This window comes from Halobacillus sp. AWH4_228 (assembly GCF_056158365.1).
This window is the reverse complement of sequence record NZ_JBSWTE010000001.1, coordinates 921,179-939,596: the sequence shown is the minus strand read 5'-3', so window position 1 is coordinate 939,596 and position 18,418 is coordinate 921,179. Positions and strand designations below refer to the sequence as shown.

Here is an 18,418-nt window from a genome sequence, read left to right as displayed (position 1 = left end):
TCAAGCACTCTCCTTATTCTCTTGTTCATATTCATTCGGTTTGTTCTGCTTCATACTGCTGATGATCCCGTACGTTAAGGACGCGGCGGCCATCACCAGAAGCACAGCTGAAATCGGTCTGGTAAAGAAGGTTGTCAAATCGGGACTTACGGAAATCGCCTGACGCAGGTTTTCTTCAATCATCGGACCAAGGATGATGCCAAGAATGAATGGGGCCAGAGGAAATAGATTGGCTTTCATCCAATACCCGATCAAACCAAAGGCAAGCAGCACCCACACATCAAACATCCGGTTGTTCACAGCAAAGCTTCCGAGCACGCAAAGCAGTAGAATCACAGGGATCAACACATGCTGGGGAATGTTATTGATCTTCAAAAACACTTTAATCCCAAGGCTCTGAACAATCAGCATCAGGAACGCCGCCAGGAAGAAAGAAATAAAGATTCCATAGACAAGAACCGGCTGGTTTTCCATCAATAACGGTCCAGGCTGAATGCCGTGAATCAGCAGGGCTCCAAGCATCATCGCCGTCACCGCATCGCCGGGGATCCCAAAGGCGAGCATCGGGACGAAGGACCCTCCAATGGACGAGTTGTTCGCAGATTCTGCTGCAATAATCCCTTCCTTTGTCCCTTTTCCAAATTCGTGAGACTTCCTGGAAAACTTCTTCGCAATATCATAGCTTAAGATATTCGCAATACTCCCGCCGGCTGCCGGGAGAATACCGACAAGTGTCCCGATAAAGCTCGACCTTATCACATTCGTTCCGGACGACCACATATCCTTTAAAAGCTTCGGCAGTGGGTAGCTGACGTTGGACGCCTCACTGAACGGAACAGGAGCAGGGGGTCTTTTGATATCACTCATCAGCTGGGAAAAGGCAAACAATCCGATCAGCACCGGCAGGAAGTTGAAACCTGACATGAGCTCAGACATTCCGAATGTAAAACGTGGAATCGCGGTCAGCGGATCAGAGCCGACAAGGGCGAACAATATACCAAGCATTCCGGAAATCAATCCCTTAATTAAGGATCCATCACTCAAGCTGGCAATGGCACTGATGCCAAACAGCATCAAAGCGAACATTTCCCAAGGACCAAACTCCAGCGCCCATTCCGCAAGAATCGGAGCGGTGAAAATAAGTATGACACCGGAGATAATCGTACCGATAAACGATGACCACAACCCAATGGCCAGCGCTTTTCCGGCTTCTCCGTTTTTCACCATCGGATAGCCGTCGAACGTTGTTGCGACGGACGAAGGAGTCCCTGGTATCCCGAACAGGCAGGAGGTAATTAAACCTCCGGCGCTTCCCCCTACCTGTACGCCCATCATTAACGCAATTCCGTTGACCGGATCCATGCTGAAGCTGAATGGCAGCGTCAAGGCTACCCCCATTGTTATAGTAAAGCCCGGGATGCTTCCTACAATGATCCCGGCAACGACGCCGGCAAGCAGGATGAGGATCGTCTGTATATTCAATATGGATTCGAAACTTAATAAAATACTATCCATTATTCAAACCCCTTTTTAAAAAAGAACTCCTGATGGCAGAAAGACTAGCAGGAACTTTTGGAAGATAAAACTCAAGACATACGTCACAACGATAGAAATGATCAGCACAAGCCAGAGACGCTTTCTGTTGGATGATAGAAGCAGATAGAGCGTGAACAGAAACGCAACTGAAGATAGAAAGTACCCGGCTGATGGCATGATAAAGATGTAGGCACCAAACAAAGCGAACGTGTACCACACTTTCTTCCCTTCCGCCCACCGCTCTTTCAAACTTGTCTTTGGTTCTGTGCGCTGCTGTTTTTCTGATGTTACATACGCATACACACTTTTCACGAGCAAAAGAAGGCTCAGGACGGCAAGGATACCAATGATTATATTTGGAAAGAAGTCTCCTTCGGTTTTGCCGAGGCTTCTTTCCGGGATTAATGTGGATCCGTAAAAAGCCAGTCCGCAAAAGGCTAAGAGGATTACAGCGTTCATGGCATCTCTTTTAACGGTCATCATGTCAGGCGCCTCCTCTTATTCAAGCAGCCCGCTTGTTTCAAGGGACTCTTTCATTTCCACTTCATTTTCTTCCAGGAACTGAACGTATTCTTCTGTATTTTTGTAGGAGACTTCACTTCCGAGCTCTTCCATTCTTTCCTGGAATGACTCACTTTCTGCTACGTTTTGAAGAGCATCACTCAACTTCTCTACAATAGCCTCCGGCGTATCTTTCGGTGCTGCAATCCCACGGCTTACTGCAGAGGTGACGTCAATGCCTTGTTCTTTCAATGTTGGTACATCCGGGAATTCAGCACTGCGCTCTTCACCTGTGTACCCAAGCAGCTTCATCCGGTCATCCGCCATATACTCCTTACCAGCAGCAATCGATACACTGCCTAAGTGCACATCATTAGCAACAATCGCTTTCATCCGTTTGGCTGTTCCTTCATACCCGACAATGTTGAATTGAATATCTGCAGCGGTTTGGATCAACGCCGGCTCAAGCTGGGAAGTAGAGCCGATGGAAGCAGCATATGTAATGCTTTCCGGATCTCCTTCTGCATCAGCTACGACGTCTTCCATATTGTCCCACGGGTTTTCCGGGTGCGTAGCGACAAGATCATAGGTCGATGTCATAAGCGATACAGGCTGGAAGTCAAAATAGCCGAAATCTGCCTGCCCCATCAATTCGGACATGGCCATGGAATCATGAATCGCAAGAAGCGTATAACCATCCGGCTTGGCATCAAGCGTCTGCTGAGCTCCAATGACACCACTCCCACCTGAGATGTTTTTAACAATGACATCCTGGTCCAGTTCCTTTTCCAGCTCCTCAGCGATGACACGGTTAATGGCATCGGTATCTCCCCCGGCATCCCACGGAACAACAATCTGAACCGGCTGTTCCGGATAGCTTTCTCCTTCTGCTTCCGTCGAACCCCCTGCTGAACTACACGCAGATAAAACTAAGCTGCCGCCAAGAATAAGTGCCCCCATCATTTTTTTCATTCCTCTTCCTCCTCTGATTTTTTAATTTTTCAAATAATTTCGAATTAAATAATATACTAGATAAAGCATGTCCCTATGTCAATACAATTTCAAACAAAAATAAAGATAAATCCGTGTAATTGCTTACAAAAAGATTGAATTAGATTATATTCACTTACATAAAGTAAATGATTACCTGTTTGTTCCATCTTGGTGGTTTGCTATAATGAGTGTGGAAGGAGTTTGCTATGAAAAGTAACGAGTTTGATCAAACGGATCGTACCATTGTCGATGAACTAGTAAGGGACGGTCGAATTTCGTATGTGGAATTAGCTGAAAAAGTCGGCATTTCCCGAGTCGCCGTCAAAGATCGTATCAACAGCCTGATCAATAAAGGCGTCATTGAAAACTTTACAGCCGTCATTAATTCTGAGCGGTTCGGTCAAAACATTTCCGCCTTTTTCGAAGTCGATGTCGAGCCAATGAATCTACAGGCAGTGGCCCAGAATCTGGCAGACAATCCGAGTGTGGCAAGTATCTACCAAATGACCGGACCGAGCACCCTTCATATGCACGTGCTTGTGGAGGATTTCAAAATGCTGGAAGCCTTTATCAATGATGAGCTCTACTCCGTAGAAGGCATCACCCGAGTGGATAGTTCAATTATTCTGAAACGATTTAAAAGCAGGAAAGGATACAAGTTGTAAGCTCTCCTATGGAATAGAAGCATATCCCTCAATCCCTATACCTGCAGATCAAACGGACCTCATACGAAACAGTGACATGGATATGTTTTCGTTCATTGAACTAATGATTTCATTCAACATGAAAAATCCAGTGACCCCTGTCACTGGATTTCCTCTTCTATATCTTCTTAGGACCAACACTATTTTGACAAGCTCCATCATTTCCCGGGAAATTTCCTACTTAAATTTTTCCATATGCTGTATCATGTCTAATAAAGAGCTTACATAGAAAGGAGAACCCTGATTATGGACGGTCTCACGATTACGCAGGCGGAAAAGAGCCGCGGCGGCACGACGATCTTTTCCCCATTTGATTTACGTATTGAACCAGGACAGGTCGTGTCTGTTTACGTTCATACAGATCTCCGACACTGGCTGATTGATATTCTTACTGGAGACGAGGCGTTATCTGGAGGCTGTATTTCCTTCCATGGCTGCCCTTCTCCTATTCCTTTAGGACTGCTCAGCCTGGATGCCCCTCTTTATGAACGCTTGAAGGTGAAGGAGCTGTTCCGTTTTCACAGAGACCTTTACCAATCCAGCGTTTCCTTGGAATCAGTCATGGATTGGACGCACCTGACTGACCTTAAACACCACCAGGTGAAAAAACTGACCTTCTCTGAGAAAAAACGGGTACAGCTGGGCTGTCTCATTTTACAGGACCCTCCATTCTTTCTCATGGAGGAACCCGATCAAAATGTAGACCTCGAAACGAAACAGATGTTGATGAAGATCTTACAACGACTGAAAGAAGAAGGTAAAACTGTGATGATCTTGACCAGTAACCTGGAGAGCGCCATTATGATGGGCGATCACACCCACCGTCTCCATCAGGACGGTATACATAAAGTGGAAAGAGAGCACGAAGAGTCCGCTGAGCCTGAAGCAGATGGTGCAACCGTCACCTTCCATAAAATCCCGACTAAAGTGCAGGAAAACATGATTTTATTTGACCCGCCTGAAGTCGATTACATCGAAAGCATTCAGGGGCAGTCATATGTCCATATCCGCGGGGAAGCCTTCCAGGGAATGTTCACCCTGAATGATTTGGAAGCCAGATTGAAGCTGTTCGGATTCTTCCGCTGCCACCGGTCTTATATCGTGAACCTTCAGAAGGTCCGAAAAGTCATTACGTGGACCAAAAACAGCTACAGCCTCCAGCTCGATAACGCAGAAAAAACCGAAGTCCCGCTTTCCAAAGGTAAAATGGCTGAACTAAAGGAACTGCTGGGCCTCAAATAGCTCCGTTCAGCCCCAGGTGACTCCGTTTACGCAAAAACAGCTGTGCGCTTCGTTGATCTCCCGTAATCTGAAGGAGAACAAAGCGAAACGGGGGAATGAAAATGGATCACATTATTGAAGTCAATCATGTCCAAAAAACATTCGGAAAAGAACAGGCCTTGAGGGATTTAACCTTCGCAGTAAAAAAGGGAGACATTTTTGGGTTTCTCGGACCAAGCGGAGCTGGAAAAACGACAACCATTGAGATTCTGACCGGCCAGCAGGTCCCGACTTCCGGTGAAGCCCGTGTCTTTGGCGTGCCTTCCAAAGATATGCACCATCCCCATTATTTGAAGCGGATCGGTGTGATGTCGGATTCGAGCGGTTTATACGAGCGCTTATCGATTCGTGACAACCTCCTTCTTTTCTGCGAATTGTACGATCAGCCTTCTACACAAGTCGAAGAGGTCCTTGAAATCGTTCATCTGACAGCGGAAAAGAATAAGCGGGTATCGAAGCTTTCCAAAGGGATGAAGCAGCGCACGATGCTCGCCCGTGCTCTTCTGCATCAGCCCGATCTCCTTTTCCTCGATGAGCCGACAGGAGCTCTTGATCCGGCCAACGCTCAGCACATTCATCACGGTCTACGGACTTTAAATGAGCGGGGGACGACCATTTTCTTAACGACGCACGATATGAATGAAGCGGAAACGCTCTGCAGCACCGTCGCATTTCTGGATAAAGGAAGTATCCAACTGCTCGACTGCCCGAAAAAGCTTAGAAAGCAGTTCGGTGACGGACATCTGATGGTGGGACTGACAGACGGCCGGGAAATCATGCTTCCGAACGAACCCGCAAGTGCAGAGGAGATCTACCAATGGATGAAGAACAGCGAAGTGGAAACGATTGAGATGAATACACCAACCCTCGGCGATATTTTCGTAGAGGTCACAGGGAGGAATCTTGTATGACATTTTTAATGAAACGGATTTATGCGATTTTCCAAAAAGATTTGAAGGAATTATACCGGAACCTCTTTGTATCCTCCACGATCATTCTTCCGATTATGATGGCTTTCATGATGAGTCAGGCGGAAGGTGTCACAACAGCCAGCGTCACCTTAGTGATTACGCTGAGCTTTGCGGCTGTTGGGACCTTTGTCCAGTCTGCGATGATTGCGGAAGAAAAAGAGAAGAATACACTAAGAAGTTTAATGATGTCGCCCGCTTCCACCTTGGATATTCTAGCCGGCAAAAGCCTCGTCACGTTTGTCATGACGCTTGCCACACTGATTGTCAGCTTGTTGATCGTAGGCTATTCCATTCAAGAACCTGTGTGGATGACCGGCATGCTTCTCCTGCTCCTTGTTTTCTACATTACCCTCGGAACACTGATCGGCCTGCTGACCCGTACGTTAATTGAAACCTCTGTCGTTCTTATGCCGATTTTACTTTTGTTTGGGATGAACATTACTTTTGAATCGTTGATGGCGAGTTATGAATTCCTTTCGTTTCTTGAGTACCTGCCAAACTATCAAATCCAGCTGTTTATTGAGGACCTCGGTCAGCGGATATCCTTGAAACCTGCATTCATCATCGGCGTATGGACAATCATGACGCTTATCGTAACTATTGGTGTGTATAAAAAGAAATTCACAAGATAAAACAGAAATAAAGGAATAGACGGCAGATTTTCTTGATAACGTTTATGCGGGTGTATTTTCATATAAAAAAGCCTTTCTGATTGGTAAAAGGAATCAGAAAGGCTTATGTATCTGCTTATTCTAAGTTATCGACTGCGTATTGAGCTTGTTCTTTAGTGAATTGCTCTCCATGCTCTGAAATCAACTGATCATAGATGGCTGCTGAAGACATATCCATCGTTTCAGCATAAGATTGCGCTTTTTTCAAAGCATTATCTCTCCAATCATGCTCTATGTTATCCATCGCATATTCTGCTGCTTCTTCAGGGAATTGCTCCCCATATTCAGAAACCAATTGATCAAAAATGGCCGCTTTAGACATATGCATCGTCTCAGCGTAGGACTCTGCCTTACTCAATGCAGAACTATGTTCTCTTGGAACACTAGCCTCTTGAGATGCTTCTTCTTCTGATGAAGTTTCACTAGATTCATCTTCCTCAACGTTTTCTTCAACTGCTGGCTCTTCTGGCTCTTCTGTTTCTTCCACTGTTGATTCATCGTTGGATGTTTCTTCTGTTGTTGGTTCGCTCACGTCGTCAGAACCTGTAGCTTCCTCATCTCCTGAAGTTGCAGCTACAGAAAATATGATAATGGCGATGACCCACACCCACCATTTTTTATAAAAAGGCTTCTTTTTCTTTTCTCTTTTACTCATAATAGACTCCCCCTATTTATTTACACCTATGTAATTATTACTATTTTTTCATTTCATGTCAATAGCACAGTCTACATAAATGTGATGAAATTCATAGGATACTCTTCCTATAGTATATTAATTTCTCTGAATTCCATGAGAGTAGAGGGGGAGATAAAAGGAACAAAGCGGAGATTACCTATATAAGCAGCCTTATAATGCTTGCTCCTTCTTTGATGATGATTCAATTTTATATTGGACAGCTATATAGATTCAGCCTGGCAATCATAATTCTCACTAAAGATATGACTTCCTCCGAAACAGCCTTCGTCCCTCCAAGGGCAACCCCTCTTTCAAATACCTTCTGATTCAGCAGATAGCTCATTTCTACAGGAAGACTGTCTGTTTTTGTTAAAATGACCGCCCCGTTGTTTTTTGCGGCGAGCACCGATCCTGTTAATGCATCCGGAAAGCTGTAACCGGTGGCGATGTAGACATTGTCTGCGTCCATTTGAAACCTTCGGATAATTTCAGCCGATGTGCGAAAACGGTTATTTCCAGAGACACGCGTGGCATCAGGCAATTCGTTCATCACTTCATCACTGACCACCGACGAACCTCCGATCACAAAGGAATGATCAACAGAACGGAGAGCTTCCCTGGTAACCTCCGGCAGGGAAGCGGTACGCGTCAACAAAATCGGGTGTCCTTCCTGGCCGGCATAGGGAGCAATGGAGAGAGCATCGGGAAAATTATCGCCGTAGACAACAAATGCTGTATCCGATTTCTCCATCCGTTCTGCAATCTTTGCTGCTGTTTCATAGCGGTCTTTTCCGCCAATCCGCTCAATAGTAAGTCCCATTGCTTTTACTTCTGTTACAACTAATTCAGAAATGACACCCTTGCCTCCAAGAATGATAACTTCGGATGCCTTCAAGCGCTCCATTTCAGCGCGGGTCGTGTCAGTCAGCCGATCTTTTTGTACCAAAAGAATGGGAGCGTCGATTTCTTTTGCTAAGGGCCCGCCCGCCAATGCATCCGGAAAATTCGAGGCCGTGGATAGAATCACGGTATCAGCCTTGTTCCACCCAGCTTTAGAGATTTCTACAGCTGTTTCGAAGCGGTTTGAGCCGGCAAGTCGGTCCTTTTCATCCGCTGCTGAAGCCATAGGAATAAAAAATAGCAAAAAAATAAGAAAGAAAAGGAAGATCATAGTTTTCCGCATGAGTTTTTAAACAACTCCCTATAAATATTAAAATCATGAACGTCAGTTATTAACAAATCTGATAATTATATATCGGTTGAAATGGCCTGCGATTAAATAGATGCTTATCATCTGCGAGCTGTATCTTATAGTTCCCTCCAACACATGACTGTCACTCAACTCCTTTAAATGACTCATAAAAAAGCTCCTTCCCTTATAGAGAGAAGGAGCTTTCGTTATATAAATTCGGAAAGAAAACCAAGCGTAACAAGCAAAGACACCGCTCCGAAGAAACACGAAGCCAGTGAGAAAAAGAGCGGCCGTTCTTTTCGGACTAAAAAACTAAGACAATAAATCAAAGCTGGAAAAGGGAATAAAATACTAGCAATTTCCCAACCAGTAAACAAGTAAAGGAATGCCATGAAAAACGCAAGATAGCCTGAGATCGTTCGAGCAAGCAGAAATCCTTTCTGTTTTCCGGACTCTTTCACGTTCCAATCTCCTAAAGCCTCTTCCGTCTTTTTCAGTTGATAGGGTTTGTCTGAATGATAATAAAAATACATAGGCTGAAAATACGGAATGGTTCCGACCAGGGAGCTTTTCCCCCAAACAAACCGCTCACCGGCTAGTGGGAATGATTGATACACGTTTTCTGTACTTCCGCCTTCCTTTACATAGGGAGGGGAAGGGGTATGCTCGGTATCAATAGAAAAGACAATCCGTTGATTCTCTAAATGGCCAAAGTAGCGTCTCCAGCTTAATGTACGAATAGAGGAAAAAAAGAAGCGCCACAATTGCCTCCGCACCGTGTAAGCCATACTTGTATCGACCGGCATCCATCCTTCGCCTTCAATATAAATCTCATTCCAAACATGAGCCTGATGACGGCCCATAGCAAAGGCCCCGACCATCACTCTGCAGGGAATGCCGAGTGAACGGCAAAGAGAGGCATAAAGGAAGGAATATTCGCCACAATCTCCCTTCTTTTCTTTTAGAAAATGGGAAACCCCTCTAGCTTTAACCGGAAACGTATAAGAATAGTTTTTCACTAGGTGGACGAAAAGTTCCCATCCTTTTTCTTTATCTGTAGTGGCAGGTTCCGTAATAGCTGAAGCCATATGAGTCATTTCCTCGTTAACAGGAATCATAGGGCTTGAGCGTGTATACCGCTCCCGTTCTTCTTTCGTAAGAGGTGTAGAGCTTTTTGACGTTTTTTCTATTCCAACAACGTAGGAGGCCTGGATCTGCTCCCCCGGGGCTAATTCATAGTAACTGATTGTATTTCCGATCATGTCTTTATCCTCCTGGCGGGGAGGATGTTTCTTTTCTTGTAGGATCGTTTGCCGCTGTGTCTCTGGTGGATTAGCTAGCCAGACACTTACTTGATCAGATGTTTTATTCTTGTATCGGAACGAATAGTCGAACTGCCTCATCACTTCACCTGCTTTTCTCCATTGGAAATCGTGCAGCGATCCCCTTCACAACCGCCAACAGGTAATATGGTCCTTCTACTGGCCAGCCAGTCATACAAGGGAGACCCTAACCCTGCCCATATGGATAATTGGAGGATGGGAACCGCTATCCAGAATAAGGGCAGCTGCTTCACTATTCTCTGCACACTGAAGATCCCTTTTTCCATTTGGTTATCCTTTAATGTAAACGTATGCATCCGTTTTTCTGCCTCTGTCTTATCTATAGCATACCTTTCCAGTACTTGGTTGTCTCTAATCGATTCATACCGCAACTTTCGTCCCCGGTCTAACTTGGATAGGAATCTCATACTTTTGGAGCATACCGGACAATGAGAATCGTAAAAAATGATGACGGCTGCTTGATCACTGAACTTGTTTTGTTTCATACCGCTTCACCTTTGCTCCTTGGAATTTGTTTCGTACTCTAAGAACTGCTCCTTTTATCCAGCTATAGACTCTTTTATACTCCTGGTCGTTGAGCATCAGAAACTGCATAGTAATCATAGAAGCTGAGAACGTAAACAGTCCCATGACAATGGCTATTCCGATATGCAGTCCGATAACACTGAACATAGCAAAGTATTTGGTATACCGATTTAATAGAAAAAAAGGAAAGGACAACTGGACAAAAATGGCGCTGTAAGCCCCTGCCAGCAGCAAAATCTCAGAAGAAGCTATCATATTTTGGAAGAAAGGATGTGTATATTCACCAACTTGGAGAATATAATAGAGCGCTGTTCCGTTCGTCCACATCTCCCCCATCACTTTATGGGTTCCAGAAGATAGATACATGAAGCATAACTGAATAATAGAGGTAAGGATGGCCAGGTTATGTAAGGCATTCCATACTGGAGCATGCCCTATGGCATTGTTTTCTTTATTTGCCCTCGAGCGGTCTATCGAAAAATACGCGGAAGTATTCGCAAACAGCATATAGAGTAGAATGATCCGCATAATGTTATCTCCACCGTCAAGAATCAAGACGTTGGCATGTTGTAATGACCACACAAACAAGAGGTTAACGATAGCAGTAAAACGCGTCATCACTCCCAAGGTGAATAAGAGGGCAAACAAGATGCCGAGGTGAAAAATGATGTCAAAGTACAGAAGAGAATCTGAGAGCTGGTATAAAGAAAAGTTACTGGTCAGAGCCATCTGTTCTTGGAGATGATCGTGATTCTGCATTCCATTAGGCCCCCAGATGAACCTTCTTTGAGAGTAATGAATGAAATACATAAACAAAATGAGCAGACCAAAGGAAACTCTAAGCAATCCAGCTCCAATCAACATATGTTTTTTTTCCGTTAACATTCCATATAAGCGCTTCACTACCAGGACCTCCTTTATAGATTTCAATCAAATACAGGAGAAACTTCCACGAAATCCACCCATTCAAATTCATGAAGCTGCTGTTCTCTTTCATACTGCTCATTATCCTTTTCAGAAAATGGAACAGCTTTTGTTTCCTGCATTATAATTTGTGTTTTTTCAATATCCTTCTCTGGATAGACACTTCTTACATAGGATTGAGCATATCGGTTCAGAGCTTCCTGGGCATATTCATCTTTTTTCTGAGTCCGTTCATTTTCAAGCAGATGATCATAGTCCTCTCGATCAAGGTTTTTCTCTTCAATTTTCTGTGATATTTTCAACGTCACCTCATCCGTTTGATACAGGGAAGTGAAGGCCCCTCTCTGGATTCGAACTAAACGGTTATACGGAGTAAAACGGTTGGCCTGATTTTTATCAATCATAAACGTTGTGAGATCAAGCCAGTCTGATGTACCTCCATCGGCAAACTGAGCCCGAACCATGAATTGGTTGTTGGTAGAAGCCGGGTTGGGAGCAAACAGCCTCCAATTTTGAGAAAATAAAGGTTCCATATAGGCATTGACGGCGAAGCTGTACTTTGCTTTAACGGGGTTGAAAGGAGTTAGATATAAGGCTGTTATAACTAAATGAAAAACAAACACGCAAAGGATTAAGCTGACTCCAATTTTCTTTATCATCGTGTCACCTCTTTAAAGGCAAATCTTCTGCCCTCTATAAAAAGGGCAGAGATTTGCGTTGGAATAACTCACCTAAGTATTATTGATCAAAGACGACTTTCACATCTTCATAATCGCTTTCTCCCTTAATTACATCGTTTCCACCAATCTGATTTTTCGCCCAGTCATACGCATCAGCACCAGCCTTGGCTGTCACGCCCGCTACAAAAGCTCCTCCTGCTACTGCTGCTCCTTTAAGAGCGTAAGCTCCAACCACTGCTGGAATAGCTTCCGGCTCGGCTCCATTTTCAGAAACCTGCTTCACTTCCAGAGTTGTTTGGGATTCGATATCATCTGTGCTAGCCAAAGCGGATGTGGCTGTCGTCCCTCCAACAAATAACCCTAATGCCATACAACCTGCCATCAATTGCTTCTTTACTTTCATTTGATATTCCTCCTTTAATGATCGTACAAAGCATAAGCCAACCAGATACAGTACAGGTACCTCCTTTGTGGTATCCCCCCCTTCAAAATTGCTTTTCTTCTCTTACACTTATTTCCTAGATAAATGGTATCATGGTAACCATGAAAGATGTATTTCGCATGTTATGAAAGAAAAGGGCTGTTTTTCTCGATTTTTTCATCCTATTGCGCAATATAAGAGAAGGAAGTGTTGAAGAGTGGATATGGGAAGAGTATTAAAATACTTTAGATTGAAAGAAGGCATGAGTCAGGAAGAAGTCTCAGAATCTATTGTTTCCCCCTCCTACTTATCAAGAATTGAAAACAACAAAACCACTGTAGAACCGGAAACCCTTATGCTGCTCTTGGAAAGGGTGGGGGTGAATTACGAAGAAATACAAGCAAATGAAGAAAAATTAAAAAAGCTCCTCCGTCACTGGGAAGAGCCCTTACTGAACAACGATAAGCAGGCGTCCGAAAAGATTTACCAGGAGCTGAAGTCTTTCATAACCCCCGTGACTAACACCAACCTTCAAGCTGAATATCATATAAAAAGGGTAAGGGCCTGCATCATCCTTCAAGCATTTGATGATATTAATGATTCCATTTTATTTATCAATGACATCCACGATACTCTCACATCCCGCAACCGCTTCTTTTACTACAAACACCTTGGAAACTACTATTGGGTGAAGAATCAACCCATGATCGCAAAAGAACATTTTGAGAAAGCTTTGTCCGAGTATTCCTCGGTGGATTTAAACGAATTGGAACAAGCGGATCTATATTTCCTTTACGCCCTGACCTTATATGTGTCTCAAAATGAGACCTTAAGCTTTTCTTATGCTCAATCCGCTTTACTCCTGTTTCAAAACAACTACAAATCCAGACAGTGTTTAAAGATACACATCCACCTTGGTATTTGCTACAGCCGATTGGGAGATGTCCCCTCTTCCCTCTCCAACTTTGAGAAAGCGGAAAGCCTCGCACGAGAAATTGGAGATCAAGATCATTTAGGAATCATTTATCATAATATCGCCACGATGCATTTAAGAAAGAGGGAAAGGCAAATTTCTCTTGGCCAGTTAGAAAATGCTCTTTACTACAAGAAAAAAACAAGCACCAGTTATATGAAATCCCTTGTGCTGCTGGTCCTCATTTACTATCAGGAGAACGAAAAAGATACCTGCATGAAGTACTTGAACGAACATCTGGACGTGGCAAAGCAGCTTCCTGAAGACAATATCCACACAAAAGAGTACTGGTTCTTCCATTCTTTTTTCTTTCAATCCGAAAAAGAGTGGGAAATCTATGTCAAAAAAACGTTCCTGCCTTCTCTAAAAAAAGAACAAAAAAATCAGGAAATACAAAGGTATTCCCGATTTTTGGGAGAATACTATGAAGGGAAAGGAGGGTATAAAAAAGCAGCTGAGTACTATAAATTAGCGCTCGACAGCAATCCAGTCGCTGTCTACTAACTACTTCAACAGGGAGGGGAAATCATGAAGAAACTATTGTTGATCTTTAGTTTGGTCCTTGTGTTCATGGCCGGTCCAGCTTCAACCATGACGGCGGATTCTGTTGAAATTGGAAAACCTGGAGTGTCTGAAACCACCCCGAATGGTGATGAACTTCCGTTGAGTAATTAAATGAAGATTTTTCTGCTGTTCCTTACATAAAGCTTTGTGGCCATTTCAAACACCCCCCATATTCCTTTGAATATGGGAGGGTGTTCACTCTTCAAAACAATCTTAAACAGGATCTCCAAGTGAATAACTGAGCTCTTCTTCAGCTCTTCTTCTATTTAATCATGATTTTTTTCTTCATTTACCATCCATACGGCACACCCATTTCCCCTATCATCCGGTCAATCATACTCATCATCACGATCAAAAAGAAAACCGCCATCGCCACATTCGTCATCACAACGCCGTAAAACACATCCAAGCCTTTAGCTTCCCCACCCGAATAAATCGAGAATAAAAGGGCCGTACTTGCCGTTACGTATAACGCAATACTGACAAAAAAGAAAAACGTCCCAACCGTATTCATCGATAGCAGCATAAACAGATTGGCGGCAAGAAGTCCGGTCACAGGAAGGATGACGAGCGACCCGTATTTTGCCAGAACGCTCATATAAGTGATCTCCACCCGCATCCATTTGCCTACACCAAGGTTGACCGCGATAAACACCGCTAAAAAGAGCAGTTGATATAAAAAGGGCTGCAGAACGAGCACACCAAAGAATACATCCGGTACGGACTCCCCGAAGGCCCACAGGCCGCGCGCCGCGTTTCTCGCCGCTAAGTACGAAAAGAACGGCATGAGAAAAGCGAGCAGCAGCAGAGCAATCAGACCATTCGTCCGCTGCAAACCATCCACCCGCTGACTGGCCCGAAACGGTTCCTGCAGCGCTTGAAGGGCAAAACGGTAAAACTGACGGCCTGTTTGTTTAGCCGTTTCTGTATAATCCTTCTGCGGAGGCAATGTGGCCGCTTCGACCGTCGATGCCGATGCATGCTCCGCAAGAACAGAGGCCCCGCATTTTCCGCAGAATTTACTGTCTTCATTCAATGGATTTCCGCATGTCGCACAATGCATAACATCCCATCCCCTTCATTAGAAATTATCCATCCGAACGATTGGTTTCATTGATCGCTACCTCTTCAATTTTCCAGCTGTCGCCCTCTTTCACGACGGTGTAATCCTTCGTCCGCTCGTAATGCGTTTTCTCTCCTTTTGAGTCGGTAAAGATGAACGCTTCATCTGTCGTCACCACATAGCCATCTACTCCATAGGCCGTGGATTTCACAATGTTATTCTCCGTGAACGCATAGGTGAAGCCTTTGCCGGAGATCCCGTCCAAATAGTCCTTAAACTCAGCGGACGCCTGACTGCCATCCTCGAGGAAAGGAGCAATCATCGAGAAGTCCTCCGCATTCAACGCTTCTTCATAGACCTCCCGGAAATCGAGCACGTGATCCTCGGCTGCTTCGGAGTCATCCGATTCCGGTACGTATTCAAAGACCGATTCCTCCGGTTCCTCCAGTTCTTCCTCTTCAAAATAAAAGCTCAATTCACCCCAGTAATCGCCATCCTCCGTACGGACCTGTCCGGACTTGATCACCTCTTTCTTATCGTTTGTCCACTCCGCATGAAGGACCAGCTTGTTTCCGTCCGGCACAGGACCGATGACTCCAAGCTCATCCAGCGACTTCTTCGTACTCTTTCCGTTGACAAAAAGAATCGCTTCCGGCTGGTTGGTATCGACATCATACGTAGTCCCTGCAAAATATAGTTCCATATAATAATCCGATTCCTCCGCCAGCACCTGGTATTCCCACGTTTCTTTGAAACTTCCATATACGTTCGATGCCTCCCCCTTCACCTTATACAGACCAGGGTAGGCTTTGACCGTGACTTCGTCCTCGCCAGCATTCTCCACGGTGATTTTTTCTTTGCCGACTGTAAAGGAAGCCTCGTCCATGTTCGTTAAGAATCTGATCTCAGTCGGAACCGCTTCAATTTCATACGTCTTGTACATCCCAGGGATTACGGCTGTCTTTTTGACAGACAAAATCGGGCTGCCGTATTCATCGCGGATGATGGTATCGAACCGCTGTTGTCCGCTGACGGCATCCAGCATCTGCTCACGGATGGTCTCCCAGTCGTTTTCCTTCAAATACTGCAGGTATTCCTTCTCATTCAGCCATGCTTTTTCATCCAGGGACAACTCGCTTACAAAAGCCGCCGCATCATTATCTGTGACCGCACGATCCATCGCCCGAATCTTCGTCGTCGGGTCAAGCATCGATGACAAAATCAAATGAGCAGTCAGCAGCACAACAAAAACCGCCCCTATCGAGATCAGCGTGATTTTCTTTTTCCGCGGCATCGGTGGTCTTGGCGCTTTTGCTTCCGACCGGGTCAGCGGAGCATCCTTGGGTGCACCACATTCGGTACAGAAAGTTTCTTCCCCGCCCATCTCATGATCGCAGTGTTTACATACTTCCATCCAGCGACCTCCCTCGCCCTTGAAGGTGTTTCCCCGCCTGCTATGTACCTTCCTCCCTTCACCTGATTTAGTTCCATATAATGGGGAGTAATTAACTATACTCAAACGGCCGGGGGTGTATGACTGTCCCTTTTTCCATAAAAAAGAAGAGGACATCCCTCCATGGGACGCCCTCTTTTCCTATTCCTCTATTTACTTTGTAAACTTCACGCAGACCGGCTCGGGCACGAATACATCAGATTGAACAAGCGTCAGCCTGCCGGTTGATTTGTCCCGCTCGAACAACGTCATCGTGTTGGACTTCTGATTCGTCGCAATCAGGAACTCCTCGGAAGGATCCATCACGAAATCACGCGGCCAGTTCCCTTCTGTTGAGGTCCACTCTACAAAAGTAAGTTTCCCTGTATCCTGATCGACTTCGTAAACGGCGATGGAATTATGCCCGCGGTTGCCGGCATAAACAAACTGTCCATCTGAAGAAATATGAATGGCACTGCCATCATTGGTTTCATCAAAGTCCTTAGGGATTGCGGCAATGGCCTGCTGCTCGGTGAAGCTGCCGTCCTTTTCATCATAATGAAGGACAAGCACTTCTGAGCTGAGCTCCGTCATCACGTAGGCATACTTTTTGTTCGGGTGGAAAGTAATGTGACGCGGACCGGAACCCGGTTTCGTGTTGAACACCTGCACCTGGCTCAACTCGCCATTGTCTACGGCGTAAGTGATGACACGGTCGCTGCCAAGGTCAATCGCAATGACGTATGTCTCATCAGGGGTGAAACCTGCATAGTGCATGTGGGGTTTTTCCTGACGCTCATGAGGACCGGTCCCTTCATGCTCCACGATAGAAACTGCAGGATTCAACGATCCATCTTCATTCGTCAGGTAGGAGACCACTTCTTTTGTATGATAGTTAGCCGTGACAACATTGTTGTTCAAATGATCCACACTCACGTGGCACGGTGGAGATCCTGCAGCTGTCTGAGCGTTCAATTTTGTGAGTTCTCCCGTTTCTGCATTGATAGAAAAGGACGTGACACCGCCGTTTTCCCCGTCTTTGGAAACTGCATAAAGATTCTTTTGATCGTCACTCACGGTGACGTACGTAGGGTTCTGCAATTCTGCAGCCAGCTGAACATTTTTCAGTTCCTTAGCGTCTGTATCCAGGGTGAACTGATAGACGCCTTTACTTTCCTGTTTGGTGTACGTACCGATGTAACCAACATATTCCGGCATAGTAAAACTCCTTTATTGAATAGTATCAGTAATTACCATACCCATTATCTCATAAAGACAAAAGAGGCTGAATCATTATCCATTTATGAATATCGAAAGTTATTAAAATCTCTGCTCATAGATCTAAAAGCAGCTCTACCTGTAAGGTATCATCTAATCAGTGAAACGTTAGGTATCCGCAGGAACCATCGGAGAATGGCTGATGGATGAATTGATAGGTGCCTTCATTTTTCTCGTGAAATCCCCTTAGAATTGAAAGAATCGGCAAACCCAGCTGTCAAAGACATTCGCACGTTTACCACCAGTCACAGAATACAATTAATTTTCTCACTTTTCTATAAAATGCATTGACACCTTTCCTTCATACTGCTAACATGGCACTTAACCAAATAAAGGAAGAACATCTTATCCAGAGAGGTGGAGGGACTGGCCCTGTGAAACCCGGCAACCGCTATATTGATAGCAAGGTGCCAAATCCTACTGAGTGAATGCTCAGGAAGATAAGAGATGCCCACAATCTCTAACCTCTCTATCTTTGATAGAGAGGTTTTATATGTTTCCAATTGAATACCTATTTCTTATCCAGAGAGGCAGAGGGACTGGCCCGTTGACGCCCGGCAACCATCAAGCAACAGCTTGAAAAGGTGCTAATTCCTGCAGGAGATGATCCTGGAAGATAAGAAGAGCCGAGAGCCCTCTTCTTATTTTTGTGAAGAGGGCTCTTACTATTATAAAAACAGGAGTTGTTCC

General features: G+C 44.8%; 19 protein-coding genes and 2 riboswitches. Of the genes, 6 read left to right on the top strand and 13 right to left on the bottom strand.

What is annotated here, in order from left to right:
* From ACXADP_RS04645 to ACXADP_RS04635, 3 genes are read right to left on the bottom strand one after another with little or no spacing between them, the layout of a single operon-like run.
* The gene (locus tag ACXADP_RS04645; protein ID WP_474969601.1) at window positions 1-1,515 is read right to left on the bottom strand and encodes a tripartite tricarboxylate transporter permease; all 1,515 of its coding nucleotides are present in this window, start codon (window positions 1,513-1,515) and stop codon (window positions 1-3) included.
* Window positions 1,516-1,530: 15 nt separating this feature from the next.
* Window positions 1,531-2,019 carry a tripartite tricarboxylate transporter TctB family protein gene (locus ACXADP_RS04640; protein WP_474969602.1) on the bottom strand — a complete coding sequence of 163 codons (489 nt, stop codon included), beginning with the start codon at window positions 2,017-2,019 and terminating at the stop codon, window positions 1,531-1,533.
* A gap of 15 nt (window positions 2,020-2,034) precedes the next feature.
* On the bottom strand, window positions 2,035-3,009 hold the full coding sequence (locus tag ACXADP_RS04635; RefSeq protein WP_027954903.1) for a tripartite tricarboxylate transporter substrate binding protein: 975 nt from the start codon (window positions 3,007-3,009) through the stop codon (window positions 2,035-2,037).
* 227 nt (window positions 3,010-3,236) lie between these two features.
* Between ACXADP_RS04635 and ACXADP_RS04630 the strand changes: the two genes are divergently transcribed.
* The 4 genes from ACXADP_RS04630 to ACXADP_RS04615 all read left to right on the top strand — a co-directional run bounded on the left by ACXADP_RS04630 (window position 3,237) and on the right by ACXADP_RS04615 (window position 6,618).
* A complete protein-coding gene (locus tag ACXADP_RS04630; protein WP_474969603.1) occupies window positions 3,237-3,695 on the top strand; it encodes an Lrp/AsnC family transcriptional regulator in 459 nt (152 codons plus the stop codon).
* Between the two features lie 285 nt (window positions 3,696-3,980).
* A complete protein-coding gene (locus tag ACXADP_RS04625; protein ID WP_474970943.1) occupies window positions 3,981-4,976 on the top strand; it encodes a LytTR family transcriptional regulator DNA-binding domain-containing protein in 996 nt (331 codons plus the stop codon).
* A 101-nt stretch (window positions 4,977-5,077) separates the two neighbouring features.
* Window positions 5,078-5,926 (top strand): ABC transporter ATP-binding protein, encoded by an 849-nt coding sequence (locus ACXADP_RS04620; protein WP_474970942.1) that lies wholly within the window; start codon window positions 5,078-5,080, stop codon window positions 5,924-5,926.
* Window positions 5,923-6,618, top strand: a complete 696-nt coding sequence (locus ACXADP_RS04615; RefSeq protein WP_474970941.1) for an ABC transporter permease — start codon at window positions 5,923-5,925, stop codon at window positions 6,616-6,618. Before ACXADP_RS04620 ends, ACXADP_RS04615 begins: the two co-directional genes overlap by 4 nt.
* Window positions 6,619-6,733: 115 nt before the next feature.
* On the opposite strand, the gene ACXADP_RS04610 is transcribed toward ACXADP_RS04615, so the two are convergent.
* From ACXADP_RS04610 to ACXADP_RS04580, 7 genes are all read right to left on the bottom strand, one after another.
* Window positions 6,734-7,312 carry an Ltp family lipoprotein gene (locus ACXADP_RS04610; RefSeq protein WP_474970940.1) on the bottom strand — a complete coding sequence of 193 codons (579 nt, stop codon included), beginning with the start codon at window positions 7,310-7,312 and terminating at the stop codon, window positions 6,734-6,736.
* Window positions 7,313-7,541: 229 nt separating this feature from the next.
* Window positions 7,542-8,516 carry a cell wall-binding repeat-containing protein gene (locus tag ACXADP_RS04605; protein WP_474970939.1) on the bottom strand — a complete coding sequence of 325 codons (975 nt, stop codon included), beginning with the start codon at window positions 8,514-8,516 and terminating at the stop codon, window positions 7,542-7,544.
* A gap of 215 nt (window positions 8,517-8,731) precedes the next feature.
* On the bottom strand, window positions 8,732-9,787 hold the full coding sequence (locus tag ACXADP_RS04600) for a transglutaminase-like domain-containing protein (protein ID WP_474970938.1): 1,056 nt from the start codon (window positions 9,785-9,787) through the stop codon (window positions 8,732-8,734).
* A gap of 140 nt (window positions 9,788-9,927) precedes the next feature.
* The gene (locus ACXADP_RS04595; RefSeq protein ID WP_474969616.1) at window positions 9,928-10,353 is read right to left on the bottom strand and encodes a thiol-disulfide oxidoreductase DCC family protein; all 426 of its coding nucleotides are present in this window, start codon (window positions 10,351-10,353) and stop codon (window positions 9,928-9,930) included.
* Window positions 10,331-11,296 carry an HTTM domain-containing protein gene (locus ACXADP_RS04590; RefSeq protein ID WP_474970937.1) on the bottom strand — a complete coding sequence of 322 codons (966 nt, stop codon included), beginning with the start codon at window positions 11,294-11,296 and terminating at the stop codon, window positions 10,331-10,333. Before ACXADP_RS04590 ends, ACXADP_RS04595 begins: the two co-directional genes overlap by 23 nt.
* 23 nt (window positions 11,297-11,319) lie before the next feature.
* Window positions 11,320-11,976: a DUF5819 family protein gene (locus tag ACXADP_RS04585; protein ID WP_281658654.1), complete on the bottom strand. Its 657-nt coding sequence runs from the start codon at window positions 11,974-11,976 to the stop codon at window positions 11,320-11,322.
* 79 nt (window positions 11,977-12,055) lie between these two features.
* Entirely contained in the window at window positions 12,056-12,400 is a 345-nt protein-coding gene (locus tag ACXADP_RS04580; RefSeq protein ID WP_027954894.1) for a hypothetical protein, read from the bottom strand.
* A gap of 241 nt (window positions 12,401-12,641) precedes the next feature.
* Here ACXADP_RS04580 and ACXADP_RS04575 point away from each other — a divergent pair, with 241 nt between their 5' ends.
* Window positions 12,642-13,895 (top strand): helix-turn-helix domain-containing protein, encoded by a 1,254-nt coding sequence (locus ACXADP_RS04575; protein ID WP_474972291.1) that lies wholly within the window; start codon window positions 12,642-12,644, stop codon window positions 13,893-13,895.
* A gap of 24 nt (window positions 13,896-13,919) precedes the next feature.
* On the top strand, window positions 13,920-14,066 hold the full coding sequence (locus tag ACXADP_RS04570; protein WP_156896470.1) for a hypothetical protein: 147 nt from the start codon (window positions 13,920-13,922) through the stop codon (window positions 14,064-14,066).
* 178 nt (window positions 14,067-14,244) lie between these two features.
* Here ACXADP_RS04570 and ACXADP_RS04565 read toward each other — a convergent pair whose 3' ends face one another.
* The 3 genes from ACXADP_RS04565 to ACXADP_RS04555 form a co-directional block, all read right to left on the bottom strand.
* Window positions 14,245-15,018 (bottom strand): zinc-ribbon domain-containing protein, encoded by a 774-nt coding sequence (locus tag ACXADP_RS04565; protein ID WP_474970936.1) that lies wholly within the window; start codon window positions 15,016-15,018, stop codon window positions 14,245-14,247.
* Window positions 15,019-15,043: 25 nt separating this feature from the next.
* The gene (locus ACXADP_RS04560) at window positions 15,044-16,432 is read right to left on the bottom strand and encodes a TcaA NTF2-like domain-containing protein (protein ID WP_474970935.1); all 1,389 of its coding nucleotides are present in this window, start codon (window positions 16,430-16,432) and stop codon (window positions 15,044-15,046) included.
* A gap of 192 nt (window positions 16,433-16,624) precedes the next feature.
* Entirely contained in the window at window positions 16,625-17,668 is a 1,044-nt protein-coding gene (locus tag ACXADP_RS04555) for a lactonase family protein (RefSeq protein WP_474970934.1), read from the bottom strand.
* A gap of 402 nt (window positions 17,669-18,070) precedes the next feature.
* Window positions 18,071-18,175: riboswitch (SAM riboswitch) on the top strand.
* Between the two features lie 68 nt (window positions 18,176-18,243).
* A riboswitch (SAM riboswitch) is annotated at window positions 18,244-18,351 on the top strand.
* Window positions 18,352-18,418: the final 67 nt, after the last annotated feature.